Here is a 14,731-nt window from a genome sequence, read left to right as displayed (position 1 = left end):
AGGGCGCTCGTCACGCCTTCACCGCACCGGCCGCGAGGTCCACCCGCCAGTAGCGCTGCAGCACGAGGAACAGGGCGATCAGCGGGATGATCGACAGCAGCGCGCCCGTGATCACCAATGTGTACAGCGCCGGCACGGTCGACCCCTGGTTCAGCAGGCCCGAGAGCCCCACGGTGATCGGGAACAGCTTGTCGTCGCCGAGCATGATGTACGGCAGCATGAAGTTGTTCCAGATGGCCACGAACTGGAACAGGAACACGGTCACGAGACCGGGCAGCATCATCGGCATGGCGAGCCTGTGCAGGATGAACAGCTCGCTGGCACCCTCGGTGCGGCCCGACTCGATGATCTCGGTGGGCACGGCGGCGGCCGCGTAGATGCGTGCCAGGTAGATGCCGTAGGGGCTGATGATCTGCGGCAGCAGCACGGCCCAGTAGGTGTTGGTCATCCCCACCTGCGCGAGCATGAAGTACTGCGGGATCGCGAGGATCACGCCGGGCACGAGGACGCCCATGAGCAGCACCTTGAAGACGCCCGACTTGCCGGGGAACGTGAACTTGGCCAGCGCGTAGCCCGAGAGCATCGACACGTACGTCGACAGGATGGCGCCCACTCCGGCGTACAGCGCCGTGTTGACCATCCAGCGCCAGTAGAGGCCGCCGCGGTACTGCGTGAGCTCCACGATGTTGTCCCACAGGTGGCTCGACGGCAGGAAGGTGAAGGTGCTGAACAGCTCGGAGCCGTCCTTGGTCGACGCGATGACGACCCAGAGAACGGGTGTGAGGCAGTACAGGGCCCCGATGAGCAGCACCAGCGTGGTGCCGATCGACATCGGCGCCTTGGCGCGCCGGGCGGCCGGAGCCGACGACGACCGGCGAGACAGCGACGGCAGGCGCGGAGCATCCGTCGTCGACGGAAGGCCGGCGCCGGAGCCCGAACCCGAGCCTGATGCGCCGGGGTTCACGGCGGGCATGTTCGTGGTGGCAGTCATGGATCAGTCCTCCTGACCGAAGGCGCGACGCTGAACGACGCGGAGGAAGAAGAACGAGATGGCGAAGGTGGCCAGGGCGATGAGGATCGACGTTGCCGACGCCGTGTACACGTCGTCTCGGATGAAGGCGTCGCGATAGACGAACATGAGCGGTGACCACGTGGTCGAGAGGCTGTTGGTGAGCGGGCGCAGCGTCATCGGCTCGGCGAAGACCTGCAGCGTGGCGATCATGGAGAACAGCGCCGTCATCACCAGCGCCGGCGCGATGATCGGGATCTTGATGCGCAGTGCGATCTGCACCTCGGATGCGCCGTCGATGGTGGCCGCCTCGTAGATCTCGCTCGGCACGGCCTTCAGCGAGGTGTACATCACGATCATGTTGAAGCCGACGCCGCCCCAGAGAGCGATGTTGGCGATGGCGAACATGACCAGACCGGGCGACAGCATCGACGGGACGTCCCAGCCGAGCTGGTCGAAGATCCAGTAGAACGGGCTGACGCCGGGGAGGTAGAGGAAGCCCCAGAGCAGCGAGGAGATGACGGCCGGAACGGCGTAGGGCAGGAAGATCGAGACCCGCGAGAAGCCGCGGGCGCGCGTGCGGCGGGAGTCGAGCAGCAACGCGAAGAGCAATGCCAGGACGAGCATGGTCGGAATCAGGATGAGCCCGTACAGGAGCACCCGGCCGACGGATGCCGCGAAGGCGGGGTCCGTCAGTGACGCGATGTAGTTGTCCAACCCGGCGAAGACCTGCGAGCGGGCGCCCGAGCCGAGGCCCAGACCCTTCACGACGGTCTTCTGGAAGCTGAGATAGAGCGTGTAGACGATGGGCGCCGCCATGAACACGACGAACAGCACGATGCCGGGCAGCAGCATCATGTAGGGCACGACCGCCCGCTTGCGGGCCGCCTTGCGCTTGGCCGGGCTGAGCGCTGCGGGTCGCTGCGAGGCCCGTCGTTGCTTGACCGACCTCTCGACTGTGGCTGTCATCAGGTTCTCCTGGAGTATGAGCGAGGGAAGGGTGGGCGGGGGCCGCATGGACTCGGCCCCCGCCCTGTGGCACTACTTGACGGTGAAGCCGCTGGCCTTCATGTCGTCGAGCGTGATCTTCTGCATCGCCGTGACGGCCTCGAGGAACGCGCTGGCCTGCTTCGACTCCGCCGCCTTCGCGAACTCGTCGTTGTAGGCGCTGAATGCCACGTTGACGTTCGGTCCGTAGGTGAAGTCGCCGACCGACTGAGCGGCCTCGGCGGCCACGTCGTAGAAGTCGGGCTGGTTGCTGAAGAACGCCGGAGCCTCGGTGAGGGCGGATGCCGCTGCATCCGTCGCCGCCGGGTAGATGCCGGTCTCCGTGACCAGGGCCTGGACGGCCGCGGGGTCGGTGTTCAGCCAGGTGGCGAACTCGACGGCGGCCGCGGCGTGCTTCGACTGCGTGGTGACGGCGGTCGAAGATCCACCCCAGTTGCCGTTCGAGGGGCTGGAGGCGTCCCAGTTGGGGAGCGGAGCCGCCTTCCACTTGCCTGCGGTGTCTGCGGCGTTGCCCGAGAGCACACCCGGACCCCAGACGGCGCCGGTCCAGCCCACCTGCGAACCGTCGTTGAGTCCGGCGTTCCACTCGGGGGTGTACATCGGCTTGTTGTCGATCACGCCCTCCTCGACGAGTCCGCCCCAGTACTCGGCGACCTTCTGCGTGGGCTCGGCGTCGATGTCGACGCCCCAGGCGTCTCCGTCGATGCTCCACCACGAGGCGCCGGCCTGCTGCGAGAGGCCCGTGAACCAGCCGGCGTCGTTCGCCGAGAAGGTTCCGAGGAACTTGGTGGGGTCTGCGGTGTGGATCTTGCGGGCGGCATCCGCGTACTCGTCCCACGTGGTGGGGACGCTCACGCCGAGCTGCTGGAAGATGTCATCGCGGTAGAAGAACATCATGGGCCCGGTGTCCTGCGGGATCGCGTAGACCGCGTCACTGCCGAGGGTGACCGAGTTCCAGACGCCGTCGGGGAACGTCGAGGAGAGATCCTTCGCACCGTCGCCCGCGATGTCGGCGATGGCGTCCGCCGAGACGAGCGTGGGGATCTTCTGGTACTCCGCCTGGATCAGGTCGGGGGCACCGCTGCCGGCCTTGATGGCCGTGAGGAGCTTGGTGATGGCCGGGTCGCCGCCGTCCTGCTTGGCGACGGTGACCTGGATGTTCGGGTTCGCCTTGTTCCAGATGTCGACCACCTTGTCGAGGTTGGGCGCCCAGGCCCAGTAGGTGAGTTCCACCTTCTCGTCCGATGATCCGCTCCCGCTGCCGGAATCGGCTGTCGCCGTGCATCCCGTCATGATGAGCGCTGCTGCGGCGGCTGTTGCAATGGCGCCGATGCGAAGTCGAGCTCGCATTTCGTCCTCCTTGTCGAAAGCTGTGTTGTGCAGGTTTTCGGCACCACCGCTCTCGCTGAGAAGAACGCCGATGTGCCTGTGAGCGATCCCAGTAACGCACAGACTGAATGGGTTGTCAACACGGTTGCAGCCTGCTTTTGCTTGTGTTTGCTTGTGTGCTAGAACTGGGAACGCACACAGTCAAAGGAGATCGCCCCATGTCGACCCAGCACACGGAAAGCCCGCTCGCGGCACCTGCCGAGCACGCGTTCGTCGTGTCGGACGGGGTGGCGGATGCCGAGCCCACCGTCGGCTCCTCCCCTGCGGCATCCGTCCGCTCCGGCTGGATCCCCGGAACCAGCCGGCTGCGCTTCGGCGGCGACTACAACCCCGAGCAGTGGCCGCGCGAGACCTGGCTCGAGGACATCGAGCTGATGCGCCAGGCCGGCGTGAACCTCGTCAGCGTCGGCATCTTCTCGTGGGCGCTTCTCGAGCCGCGCGAGGGCGAGTACGACTTCAGCTTCCTCGACGAGGTGCTCGACCTCCTGGCCGGCGCCGGCATCGACGTCGACCTCGGAACCCCCACGACGGTGCCGCCGGCCTGGTTCTGGAAGAAGTACCCGGCATCCCGCCCGGTGACGCGGGAAGGCGTGACCCTCGGCTTCGGTTCGCGCGGGCTCGTCAGCCCGTCGTCGCCCGAGTACCGTGCGGCATCCGTCGCCATCGCCTCGGCCCTCGCCGAGCGCTACGGCCAGCACCCCGCGGTCGTGCTCTGGCACGTGCACAACGAGTACGGCGCACCCATCGGCGAGAGCTACGACGACTACTCGGTGCTCGGCTTCAGGCGCTGGCTGCAGGACCGCTACGGATCCCTCGAGCAACTGAACGCCGCCTGGGGCACGTCGTTCTGGGGCCAGCGCTACGGCGAGTGGGACGAGATCGACGCTCCACGCCTATCGGCCTCCATCACGAACCCCGCTCAGCGCCTCGACTTCAAGCGGTTCTCCTCGGATGCGCTGCTCGCCTGCTACATCGGCGAGCGCGACGCCATCCGCGCGCACGCACCGCAGCCCATCACGACGAACTTCATGGCGACGAGCTGCCCTTCGGTCGACTACTGGGCGTGGGCGCGGGAGGTCGACATCGTCTCGAACGACCACTACCTGACGGCCGAGCGCGACGACAACCACGTGATGCTCGCGATGGACGCCGACTTCACCCGCTCCCTCGCCGGCGGCAAGCCGTGGATCCTCATGGAGCACTCCACGTCCGCGGTCAACTGGCAGCCGCGCAACATCGCCAAGCGTTCGGGTGAACTCGCCCGCAACTCGTTGTCGCACGTCGCCCGAGGCTCGGACGCCGTGTTGTTCTTCCAGTTCCGCGCCAGCCGGTTCGGAGCCGAGAAGTTCCACTCGGCGATGCTCCCCCACGCCGGTACGTCGTCGCGCACCTGGCGCGAGGTCGTGTCGCTCGGGGGGCTGCTGGGCGCCGCGTCGGAGCTGCGCGGGTCGCGGGTGGAGGCATCCGTCGCCATCGTCTGGAGCACCGAATCGTTCTGGGCGCAGGACCTGGAGTGGCGCCCCTCGGTCGACCTCGCCCACCGCGAGCGCGTCGAGGCGTTCTACACGGCTCTCTGGAGCCTCGGCGTGACCGTCGACTTCGTGCACCCGTCCGCCGACCTCTCGGGCTACTCGACGGTCTTCGCGCCGTCGCTCTACCTGCTCGACGACGAGGGCGCTGCCAACCTGCGCGGCTACGTCGCCGGCGGAGGAACCCTCGCCGTCTCGTACTTCTCGGGCATCGTGTCGTCGAACGACGACGTGCCCGCCGGCTCCTACCCCGGCCAGCTGCGCGAGGTGCTCGGGCTGTCGATCGAGGAGTTCCTGCCGCTGAAGTCGGGCGATCGGGTCGGGTTGTCTGCGGCGACGGATGCCGCCGGCTCGCCCTCTGCTGCCGCCTCGACCTCCGCCGCCTGGTCCGGCTCGGTCTGGAGCGACGCCATCGTGCTCGAGGGCGCGACAGCGGTGACGAGCTACGTCGACGGCCCGGCCGCCGGTCAGCCCGCCATCACCGTCAACGACCTGGGCGACGGATCGGCCTGGTACCTCTCGACCCGCCTCGACGGCGCCGACCTCGAGGGCTTCGTCTCCGACGTGCTCACCTCGGCGGGCGTCTCGGTCTCCCGCCCGGCCCCCGGCCTCGAGCGGGTTACCCGTGTCGCCGACGACGGCACGCGGTTCACCGTCCTGATCAACCACGCCGATACGGCCGCATCCGTCGGCGTCGCGGGAACCGACCTCGCCACGGGCGAGCCGGTCACCGCCGACACTGAGGTGGCGGTTGGGGCCGTGCGGATCATCAGGGAGACCGCTCGCTGAAAGCGCTTCGGGCGGTCGCTTCGCTCGGCCCTCAGCGAGCAGGAACTCAGGACCCGCTCGCTGAGGCCCCGACGCAGTCGGCGGTCGAAGCGCCCCGAGCGGGCTCCTACCGCACCACGTCGTACACGGCCTTGATGATCCCGTTCTCGTAGGCCGCCTGTTCCACGAGCTCGAGCTTCGCGAACTGCGCCCCGGCGTCGTCGGCGAACAGCCGCTTGCCCGCGCCCAGCAGCACCGGGAACACGAGCAGGTGGTAGCGGTCGACGAGCCCGGCCGCGGCCAGGCCCTGCGCCAGCGTCGCGCTCCCGTGCACGATGATCGGTCCGCCATCGCCCTGCTTCAGGTCCGCCACGTCGTCGAGCGACCGCACGATCGACGTGTTGTTCCACGTCGGCTCCTCGGTCAACGTCGTCGACACGACGTACTTGGGCATCGCGTTGTACTGGGCGAAGTCCTCGACCATGCTCGGCCACACCGGCGCGAACTCCTCGTAGCTCACGCGACCCATGAGCATGGCGCCGGCCTCGAGCTGCTCGGTGCCCTTGATCTCGTAGGCCTCGGCGACGAAGGGAACCTCTTTAAACGTCCACCCGGCCCGCGGGTGGGTGCCTCCGCCGGGGGAGTCGATGACTCCGTCGAGGGAGATGAATTCGGTGACGATGAGCGTGCGCATGTGGGTTCCCTGTCGTTCTGCGTGAGGCGGAGCATCCGTCTCATCATGACGTCGAACGGGCCGCAGCGGAATCGACACGGCCGTCGAACAGGCCTCTGCGGATGCTGCGCGCGACTACACCATCCCGGCTCTCTCATCGCAGGATCTGCGGTTTCATGTCACCCGTTTGTGGGACATCGACGTTCTTGGCTCCCGACCCTTGCAGGCTGCGATGAAGCGGTGGAATCATCGCGACTCATACGCCGGAGTCCACCGGCGCGCACTCCTACTACGACGTCAGGATAGACATGCGCAGATTGAGAACCATCGCAGTGACATCGACCATCGCACTCGCCCTCACGGCTCTGGCAGCCGTTCCGGCGAGTGCGGTCACGTCCGAGGCAGGTGAGGTGACGGGCGAGCAGGAGTTCGTCGTCCTCTTCGCCGAGGGCACCTCGAAGGCCGACGCCGCAGCCGCGGTGACAGCGGCCGGTGGCACCATCGTCTCCGAGAACACCGACGTCGGCGTGGCCACGGTGCGCACGACCGATGCCGACTTCGTGGCGGATGCCGCAGCCCAGGGAGTCATCGAGGGAACGGCGCAGAACCGCGTCGTCGCCGACGTGCCTGAAGCCCGCTCAGCCTCGGGCGACGCGAAGAAGCTCGACGAGGCCGAGGCCGAGGTGCGCGCCACAGCCGGCACCGCCACGGCGCCGAAGGTCGCCGCCGCCAAGAAGGGTGCGGCCGCCGTGGAACCACTGGCATCGCTGCAATGGGACATGAAGCAGATCGGCGCGACGCCCGACGGCTCGTACAAGTACGAGAAGGGCAGCAAGAAGGTGCTCGTGGGCATCCTCGACACCGGCGTCGATGGAGCGCATCCCGACATCGCACCGAACTTCGATGCGAAGCGCAGCCGCAACTTCACCGTCGACATCCCCGTCGACGCCAACGGCGCCACGATCGATGGGCCGTGCGAGGAGGAGCCCGATCAGTCGTGCACCGACCCGTCCGACGTCGATGAGAACGGCCACGGAACCCACGTCGCCTCCACCATCGGCTCGCCCATCAACGGCATCGGCATCGCCGGCGTCGCTCCGAACGTGTCGCTGGTGAACCTGCGTGCCGGTCAGGACTCGGGATACTTCTTCCTGCAGCCGTCGCTCGACGCCCTCACCTACGCCGGCAAGATCGGCGTCGACGTCGTCAACATGAGCTACTACGTCGACCCGTGGCTGTTCAACTGCACGAACAACTCGGCGGACTCCCCCGCCGACCAGCAGGAGCAGCGCACCATCATCACGGCCATGCAGCGCGCGCTCGACTTCGCACGCCTGCGCGGCGTGACGCTGATCGCGGCCGCGGGCAACGGCGCCACCGATTACACCAAGGCGATGACGGATGCCGGCAGCCCCGACTTCGCCGACGTTCCCGGCGAGGTCGCCTACACGCGTGACCTCCTCGACCCCGCGAGCTGCGTCTCGATGCCGTCCGAGGGCAAGGGCGTGGTCGCGGTCAGCAGCACGGGCCAGACGAAGCGCAAGGCGTACTACTCCGACTACGGCAACGGCTACGTCGATGTCGCGGCTCCCGGTGGCGACGTCTACGACACCCCGGCAGGCACGCGCGACTACGCGGGTGGCATCCTGGCCGCCTACCCGGCCGCTCTCGCGGCGTCGGAGGGCGCGATCGATGACGCCGGCAACGTGGTCGTTCCGTGGGCGGTCAAGAGTTGCGATGCAGCCGGCACCACCTGCGGGTACTACCAGTACCTGCAGGGCACGTCGATGGCATCGCCGCACGCCGTCGGAGTCGCCGCGCTCATCGTGAGCAAGTACGGCCTGCCCGACATCATCCGGGGCGGAAAGTACCTGCCGGCCCAGTTGGTGGAGGCGCGGCTCAAGCAGAGCGCCGTCGCCACGGCCTGCCCGGTACCGGCTGCGTTCACCTACACGCGGACGCTGCCCACCGGTGCCGTGGTGACCGACACCCACACCTGCGAGGGCACGAAGGCGAAGAACGGGTTCTACGGATCCGGCATCGTCAACGCGCTGCGCGCCGTGGGGCACTGAGAGCGCTGACCTCCTGAGTCAGCCGTGACGGGTACGGGGTCGACCTTCGGGTCGGCCCCGTTTCGTCAGTCCGGATGCGCCGCCAGCCAGCCCTTCGCCAGCTTGGGCGGCGCCACAGCGAACCAGGCCTCGACCACGAGCTCCTCGAGGCGGCGCTGCGGGATGCGATCGAGCCACACCAGGATCGCCGGGAAGTCGACGAAGTGCGGAGTGGTGAAGAACACGGCCGGGTCCTCCTCGAGCAGCGCGAGCTTGGTCGCCTCCTCCTCGACCCGCGCGCCGAGCACGGGCTCGGTCTGCTCGGCGAGTCCGAGGTGCACGAGTTCCTTCTTGCGCAACGGCCTCTCCCACACGAAGCCCTTGTCGTGCACCCGCCAGTGCGCGCTGCCCCAACTCACGGCCTCGGTCGTGTCGGGCAGCTCGAGCGTGAGCCGTCGCACCTCGTCCCAGTCGGCCATGGCGCCACGCTACGCCCCGACCGCATCCGCTGTCACCAGTCAGAAGCCCTCGTGGTTGGCCGCCACGTCCCACTGGAACACCGAGGCCGGAGCCAGCGACCCGTCGGGCATCTGCCTGCTGTACTCGAAGCTCACCGCGTCGTAGACGAGGCTCACACTCTCCAGGGACGCGTCGTCCGTCGCGGCACCTGCGCCCGAGACAGACGTCACCATCACATCTCGAAAGCGCACCACCAGGTACTGCGACGGACTCTCGCCCGGTCGCCGCGCCGCGAACACGGCATCGGGGCTGTGCTTGCCGGTGGCACAGGCGAGTAGCAGACCGGCGGATGCCGCATCGACGTGATGCGTGAAGTGGAAGTCCTGGAACGTCACCTTGCCGGCCCGCCCGACACCGCCGCCACCACCTCCGAATCCTCCGCCACCGGGGTTCGATGCGCCCCAACTCCACGAGAGCATCTCGATCTCGTCAGGATGCTCGGCATCGACGCTCTCGCCGGTGATGCCGGCGAGCTTCAAGAACATGGGACTGGTCATGAGAACGCTCCTTCTGGCAGGTGCAGGTGCAGGTGCGTCGGGTGGCGCATCGCGAGACCCATCCCACGCCCGCAGCGGTGCAGCGCGCAAGGGTGCAGGCCCGCTTCATCGCTTCGGGCGGTCGCTGCGCTCGGCCCTCAGCGAGCGAGGGGTGGGCGAGTGGGCGGCTCAGCCGGCCTTGCCCTCCAGGTAGCGGCGCTCGGCGGCGTTGAGCGCGAGCCGCGCCGCCGTCGCGAACTCGGCGCGGGCGGCATCCGTCGCCCCCGACAGCTCCAGAAGATGAGCCCTCACGGCATGCACCCTGAAGTGTCCGGCCAACGCCGGCTCGAGCGCGACCGTCTCGAGCTCGCGCAGCCCGACGTCGGCGCCCCACACCATGGCCATCACCACCACCCAGTTGAGCTCCACCATCGGGCCCGGCGCGATGCGGCGCAGGAGCTCGTAGAGCCCGAGGATCTCCGGCCAGTCGGTGTCGGCCGTCGATGGCGCCTCGTCGTGTACGGCGGCGATCGCTGCCTGCAACTGATACGGCCCGGCCGGGGCCGACTCGAGCACGCCCGTCACCAGCTCGACGCCCTCGTCGATGAGTGCTCGGTCCCAGAGCGAGCGATCCTGGTCGGCGAGCGGCACGAGAATGCCGGGACCGCCGTCGATGTCGAAGCGGATGCGCGCAGCACGTCGACATTCCGTCAGGAGCATGAGAGCGAGCAATCCCGCCACCTCCCCTCGCCACGGTGCAGTCACCGGCGTGGCGGTCTGCAGCTGCCTCGCCAGCCGGATGGCCTCGGACGACAGGTCGACTCGCGTGAGCGACTCCCCGCCCGTCGCTGTATGCCCCTCGGTGAATACGAGGTAGAGCACGGCGCAGACAGCGGCGATCCGGTCACCCAACTCGTCGTCCGAGGGCATCCGGAACTCCGAGCCGCTGGCCCGGATGCGCGTCTTCGCCCGCGAGATGCGTTGTCCGATCGTCGCCTCGGGCGTGAGCAGCCCTCGGGCGATCTCGGCGGTCGTGAGGCCTCCGACAGCGCGCAGCGTCAGGGCGACCTGCGCCGGCAGGGGCAGCGCCGGGTGACAGCACAGCAGGAACAGGGTGAGGGAATCGTCGCGCGACGGCACGGCGTCGCCAGGCGGCTCCAGATCGAACACGCCCTCTTCGCGACGACGCCTGGCGACCTCGCTGCGCACCTGCTCGACATAGCGGCGGTGGGCGACCGTCACGAGCCAGGCGCGCGGGTTCTCGGGTGGGTCGGTCCGCCACTGAACGGATGCCGCGAGCAACGCCTCCTGCATCGCGTCCTCGCTCGCCTCGAAGTCGCGGGTGCGACGCACGAGGATCGCGAGGGCCGACGGGGCGGCGGCCCGCAGCATCCGTTCGATGTCGGTCATCAGCGGCCGGAGGTGGTCAGAGCTCCATGCCGGCGTTGGCCATGACCGGATGCACAGACACCATGCCGCCCTGGGCCTCGGGCAGGCGCCCGGCGATCTCGACGGCACGGTCGAGTGAGGCGACGTCGACGATGTAGTAGCCGCCGAACCACTCCTTGGCCTCGATGAACGGGCCGTCACTGGCGACGGGGCCATCGGCGCCGACGCTCACGACGCGCGCGGTCTCGGGGGCCGCGAGCTGCTCGGCGTCGACGAGCTCGCCCGACTCCTGCAGGTCCGCGAACAGCTGCTCGTAGAGGGCCATGCCCTCGGCCTGCTGCTCCGGCGTGAACGAGGCGAAGGCGCCGGCCCACTCGGGGTTGCTCTTGATGAGGATGAGGTACTTCACGGTCCACTCCTTGCGCTGGGATTCGGGAACCCGGATGGCGTTCCCATCAGTATGTCGATGCCGGCTGCGCGATTTCGACAGGTGTGCCCGCGCGCTTCGGACGGTCGCTCCACGCGGTTCTCGGCGAACCGAGGTCAGGGGTCTGCCCCTAGAAGCGCGCCCCGCGCCGGGTCTATAGTCGGCTGCAGATCAGTCGTCAGCTTCCGCCCCTTCGCGTCGTTGACTGCCTCCCGAACAAACTGAATTCTCGCGATGCCCGCTGTGTTCGGGCGTCCTCCGCCCGCGCGTCGAGCTTCCACCCGCCCGATCGCTCGCCCGGAGCCGATTCGCCCGCACCGTCGCGGGCGCACGCACACCAGGAAGCCAGGCGTCACGGCACGCACGCCGCCACGAAGCGCCCGCACCGCACAGTGGGACACGATGACCGACATCGGAACCGGATTCCTCAACGGAATCGAAGCCTTCGCCAATTCCCGCCTCGGCGAGATGAGCGGCACGTCGTTCAAGGACACGGTGCCGTTCCTCGAGTCCATCGTCACGTTCGGCATCGTCGGCGACGTCAAGCCGACCTTCGAGAAGCTCAAGGCCGACATCAAAGCCGCCGTCGCCCTCGTCGAGCCGATCGCGAAGGCGATCAAGAAGCAGACCGACCTCATCGCCAAGATGGTGAAGGAGTCGGCTGACGACATCGACAAGGACGACTTCGACGTCGACACGGCGTCCCGCGTCGCCGTGCGACTGGGCATGGCCCTGGCCGCCATGGACGAGGCGTTCAACATCGTCGCCAAGGAGCTCGCCAAGAAGGCCGACGGCACTGTCGACGAGACCATCCGTTCCGGCCTGATGGATCTCTGGAACCCGTGGGCCCAGCCGTTCAAGGATCTGGGCGCCGGCTCCGGGAAGCTGCTCGACAGCTTCGGCTCGACGGTGCTCGGGGTGCAGAACCTCACCAAGAAGCTCGGCGACGTGCTCGTGCTCGACCGCACGGGCGGCACGTTCCTGCTCGCAGCCAAGCTGCAGAACCTCGGTCCGGTGACGCTGGGCGCCATGACGCTCGACAAGGTCTCGTTCGAGGCGTTCCTGCAGTTCAGCGACCGCGAGATCGCCAACCCCACCGCCGAGGAGGAGACGAGCCTGCTCGAGCGCGACGGCAAGTGGTTCATCGGTGACGTGGCCATCCTGGGCCTGCGGATGCAGACCATGCTCGAGCCCGGTCTCACGAAGGACCCACTGCTCTCCAAGGTCATGCCGGGCTCGCAGGAGCCGAAGACCACGACCCTCACCACCATCTCGATCGACACCGGGCAGGGCGTCTACCTCGGCGACGGCCGTGGCAACGAGCGTGCGGTGCTGCCGGTGCGTTTCTCCTTCCCCGGCGTCGAACTGCGCGAGGTCGCATTCGGACTGCGGCGCAACGAGGCCCGCGACGTGACGGGGTTCGAGCTCACGACGTCGATCGCCGCCAAGCTCGGCGACGCCGTCGGCCTGCAGATCGTGGGCACCGGCTTCATCGTCGCGTTGAACGGCGACGTGGAGCAGCAGGCGATCTTCGACATCCCGGTCTCGCCGCGCTGGCCCGATGCGATCGGCCTGCGCGTGAAGGCCGGCCCCGTCACGGGCGGCGGCTTCATCCAGCGCGTCGAGCGCACCTACAAGGTCGACGGCCAGGACGTGAAGCGGATCGAGTTCGGCGGGGTCGTGCAACTGCAGATCCTCAAGTTCGGAGTGTCGGCCATCGTCATCCTGTCGCCCGATCCGTTCTCGCTCGTGCTGGTCATCGGCGTGCGCTTCCCCGTGGCCATCGATCTCAGCATGGGCTTCACGCTGAACGGCATCGGCGGCATCCTCGCCATCAACCGCGGTCTCGACCTCGAAGCCCTGCGGTCGGGAATGAAGGAGCACATCCTCGACAAGATGCTGTTCCCCGACAACCCCGTCGCCGAGGCGCCGAAGCTGCTCGACAAGGTGGCGAACGTGTTCCCGCCGAAGGACGGCGGATTCGTCTTCGGTCCGATCGTCGAGCTCGGCTGGGGCTCGCAGGCGAAGTTCGTCGAGATGAAGCTCGGCGTCGTGCTGGCCCTGCCCGATCCGATGATCGTCATCCTCGGTTCGCTGCGGGTGCGGGTGCCGACGAAGGAGGCGCCGATCACCGACATCCGCGCCGACGTGTTCGTCGCCATCACGCCCGACTACCTGCTGCTCTTCGCCAGCATGCGCGACTCCACCGTCGCCGGCATCAAGATCTCGGGCGACCTCGGGCTCTACATCCAGTGGTCGGGCAGCGGCGCATTCGAGTTCTCGGTCGGCGGCTTCCACCCCGAGTACGAGAAGCTGACCGGCGGCAAGCCGAAGCTCGGCGACATGGACCGCGTCACCATCGACCTGTCGCCCTCGAAGGCGATCAGCTTCGTCATCAAGGCCTACTTCGCCATCACGGCAGGATCGGTGATGCTCGGAGTCGACGGTCGCCTGAACGCCGACTTCGCCGTCATCTCGGCGAAGGCCTGGCTCACCCTCGACATGATCTTCATCTGGGCGCCGCGCTTCGCGTTCACGATCTCCATCGAGGTGGGCGTCGAGGTGGAGCTGTTCGGCTGCACCCTCTGCTCCATCGTGTTCCGCGGCTCGCTCGAGGGCACCAAGCCCTTCCGCCTGGCAGGTCACATCAAGGTCGACGTCTGGTTCCTTCCCACCTTCGACGAAGACCTCGGTCCGGTCGAGTGGGGCGAGCAGCCCGCTCCGATCCTCACGAAGGTCGACGCGCTCCAGATCGCGGCGAAGGCGATGAACGAGGACGACGCGTGGAAGGTGCAGTTGCCGGATCACGCCGCGCAGCTCGTCACCCTCGCCGAGGTCGACGACATCGACGGACGCATCGCGCATCCGCTCGCCGGGGTCGAGGTCTCGCAGACGCAGGTGCCGTTCGGGGTCAAGATCGCCCGAATCGGCTCGGCTCCGGTCGCCGCCGACATGGTGACCATCGGCACCCCCACGTCGACACCGGACTCCGGCCTCGTCGGCGCCGTGAGCGAGCTCAAGACGGCGTTCGCCCCCGGCCAGTTCTTCGAGCTCGAGGGTGAGGGCCTCCTCGCCCGCTCCGGCTTCGAGGACATGACGGGCGGATGCCGCATCGCAGCCGCCACCACTCCCAAGGTCGGCACGGCCACCCCCGCGAAGGTCGCCTACCGGACCTACGTACGCAACCCCGACGAGCCGGGGTCGCTCATCGAGTTCGCCGGAAAGTTCGGGGTCTACGCCAGCTCCTACGCCACGAAGACCAACGTGGGGCGCGCCGTGGCCGAGGTCGGCAATCCCTACTCCCAACCGAAACCGCCGAACGCCGGCGTCACGGTCTCCGACAAGGGCACCTCGACCATCGCGGATGCCGTCACCGGCGCAGCCCTGGTCGCCGGCCTCGGCGAACTCAGCGCCACGCAGGCCGCCCTCGTGACGGCGGCAGTCAACTCCGCGAGCGCCGCATCGGCGACGCGCCTGATCGTGAAGGGGTGAC

11 protein-coding genes are annotated in these 14,731 nt (G+C 68.1%); 3 read left to right on the top strand and 8 right to left on the bottom strand.

Annotated features, from left to right (window positions below; translation table 11 throughout):
* Positions 1 to 10 precede the first annotated feature (10 nt).
* From E4M00_RS15050 to E4M00_RS15040, 3 genes are all read right to left on the bottom strand, one after another.
* Positions 11 to 832 (bottom strand): carbohydrate ABC transporter permease, encoded by an 822-nt coding sequence (locus E4M00_RS15050; RefSeq protein WP_135121376.1) that lies wholly within the window; start codon positions 830 to 832, stop codon positions 11 to 13.
* Positions 833 to 994: 162 nt separating this feature from the next.
* Positions 995 to 1,978, bottom strand: a complete 984-nt coding sequence (locus tag E4M00_RS15045; RefSeq protein WP_135121305.1) for a carbohydrate ABC transporter permease — start codon at positions 1,976 to 1,978, stop codon at positions 995 to 997.
* Between the two features lie 72 nt (positions 1,979 to 2,050).
* Positions 2,051 to 3,367 carry an ABC transporter substrate-binding protein gene (locus tag E4M00_RS15040; protein ID WP_135121304.1) on the bottom strand — a complete coding sequence of 439 codons (1,317 nt, stop codon included), beginning with the start codon at positions 3,365 to 3,367 and terminating at the stop codon, positions 2,051 to 2,053.
* Between the two features lie 197 nt (positions 3,368 to 3,564).
* Here E4M00_RS15040 and E4M00_RS15035 point away from each other — a divergent pair, with 197 nt between their 5' ends.
* On the top strand, positions 3,565 to 5,724 hold the full coding sequence (locus E4M00_RS15035; RefSeq protein WP_135121303.1) for a beta-galactosidase: 2,160 nt from the start codon (positions 3,565 to 3,567) through the stop codon (positions 5,722 to 5,724).
* Between the two features lie 106 nt (positions 5,725 to 5,830).
* Here the strand turns inward: E4M00_RS15035 and E4M00_RS15030 are convergent, their stop codons facing one another.
* Positions 5,831 to 6,397 carry a dihydrofolate reductase family protein gene (locus E4M00_RS15030; protein ID WP_135121302.1) on the bottom strand — a complete coding sequence of 189 codons (567 nt, stop codon included), beginning with the start codon at positions 6,395 to 6,397 and terminating at the stop codon, positions 5,831 to 5,833.
* 311 nt (positions 6,398 to 6,708) lie between these two features.
* On the opposite strand from E4M00_RS15030, the gene E4M00_RS15025 reads away from it, so the two are divergent.
* Positions 6,709 to 8,448 (top strand): S8 family serine peptidase, encoded by a 1,740-nt coding sequence (locus E4M00_RS15025; protein ID WP_204773018.1) that lies wholly within the window; start codon positions 6,709 to 6,711, stop codon positions 8,446 to 8,448.
* A 65-nt stretch (positions 8,449 to 8,513) separates the two neighbouring features.
* Here the strand turns inward: E4M00_RS15025 and E4M00_RS15020 are convergent, their stop codons facing one another.
* The 4 genes from E4M00_RS15020 to E4M00_RS15005 all read right to left on the bottom strand — a co-directional run bounded on the left by E4M00_RS15020 (position 8,514) and on the right by E4M00_RS15005 (position 11,220).
* Positions 8,514 to 8,906 (bottom strand): MmcQ/YjbR family DNA-binding protein, encoded by a 393-nt coding sequence (locus E4M00_RS15020; protein ID WP_135121300.1) that lies wholly within the window; start codon positions 8,904 to 8,906, stop codon positions 8,514 to 8,516.
* Between the two features lie 39 nt (positions 8,907 to 8,945).
* Positions 8,946 to 9,443, bottom strand: a complete 498-nt coding sequence (locus E4M00_RS15015) for an Hcp family type VI secretion system effector (protein WP_135121299.1) — start codon at positions 9,441 to 9,443, stop codon at positions 8,946 to 8,948.
* 168 nt (positions 9,444 to 9,611) lie between these two features.
* Positions 9,612 to 10,832: an RNA polymerase sigma factor gene (locus E4M00_RS15010; protein WP_135121298.1), complete on the bottom strand. Its 1,221-nt coding sequence runs from the start codon at positions 10,830 to 10,832 to the stop codon at positions 9,612 to 9,614.
* Positions 10,833 to 10,848: 16 nt separating this feature from the next.
* Positions 10,849 to 11,220: a YciI family protein gene (locus E4M00_RS15005; protein ID WP_135121297.1), complete on the bottom strand. Its 372-nt coding sequence runs from the start codon at positions 11,218 to 11,220 to the stop codon at positions 10,849 to 10,851.
* Positions 11,221 to 11,640: 420 nt separating this feature from the next.
* On the opposite strand from E4M00_RS15005, the gene E4M00_RS15000 reads away from it, so the two are divergent.
* Positions 11,641 to 14,730 (top strand): DUF6603 domain-containing protein, encoded by a 3,090-nt coding sequence (locus E4M00_RS15000; protein WP_135121296.1) that lies wholly within the window; start codon positions 11,641 to 11,643, stop codon positions 14,728 to 14,730.
* Position 14,731 lies beyond the last annotated feature (1 nt).

This window comes from Orlajensenia leifsoniae, from assembly GCF_004570845.1.
Taxonomy (GTDB): Bacteria; Actinomycetota; Actinomycetes; order Actinomycetales; family Microbacteriaceae; genus Orlajensenia; species Orlajensenia leifsoniae.
The sequence above is the reverse complement of the archived record's forward strand: the minus strand, read 5'-3'. Positions and strand labels throughout refer to the sequence as shown.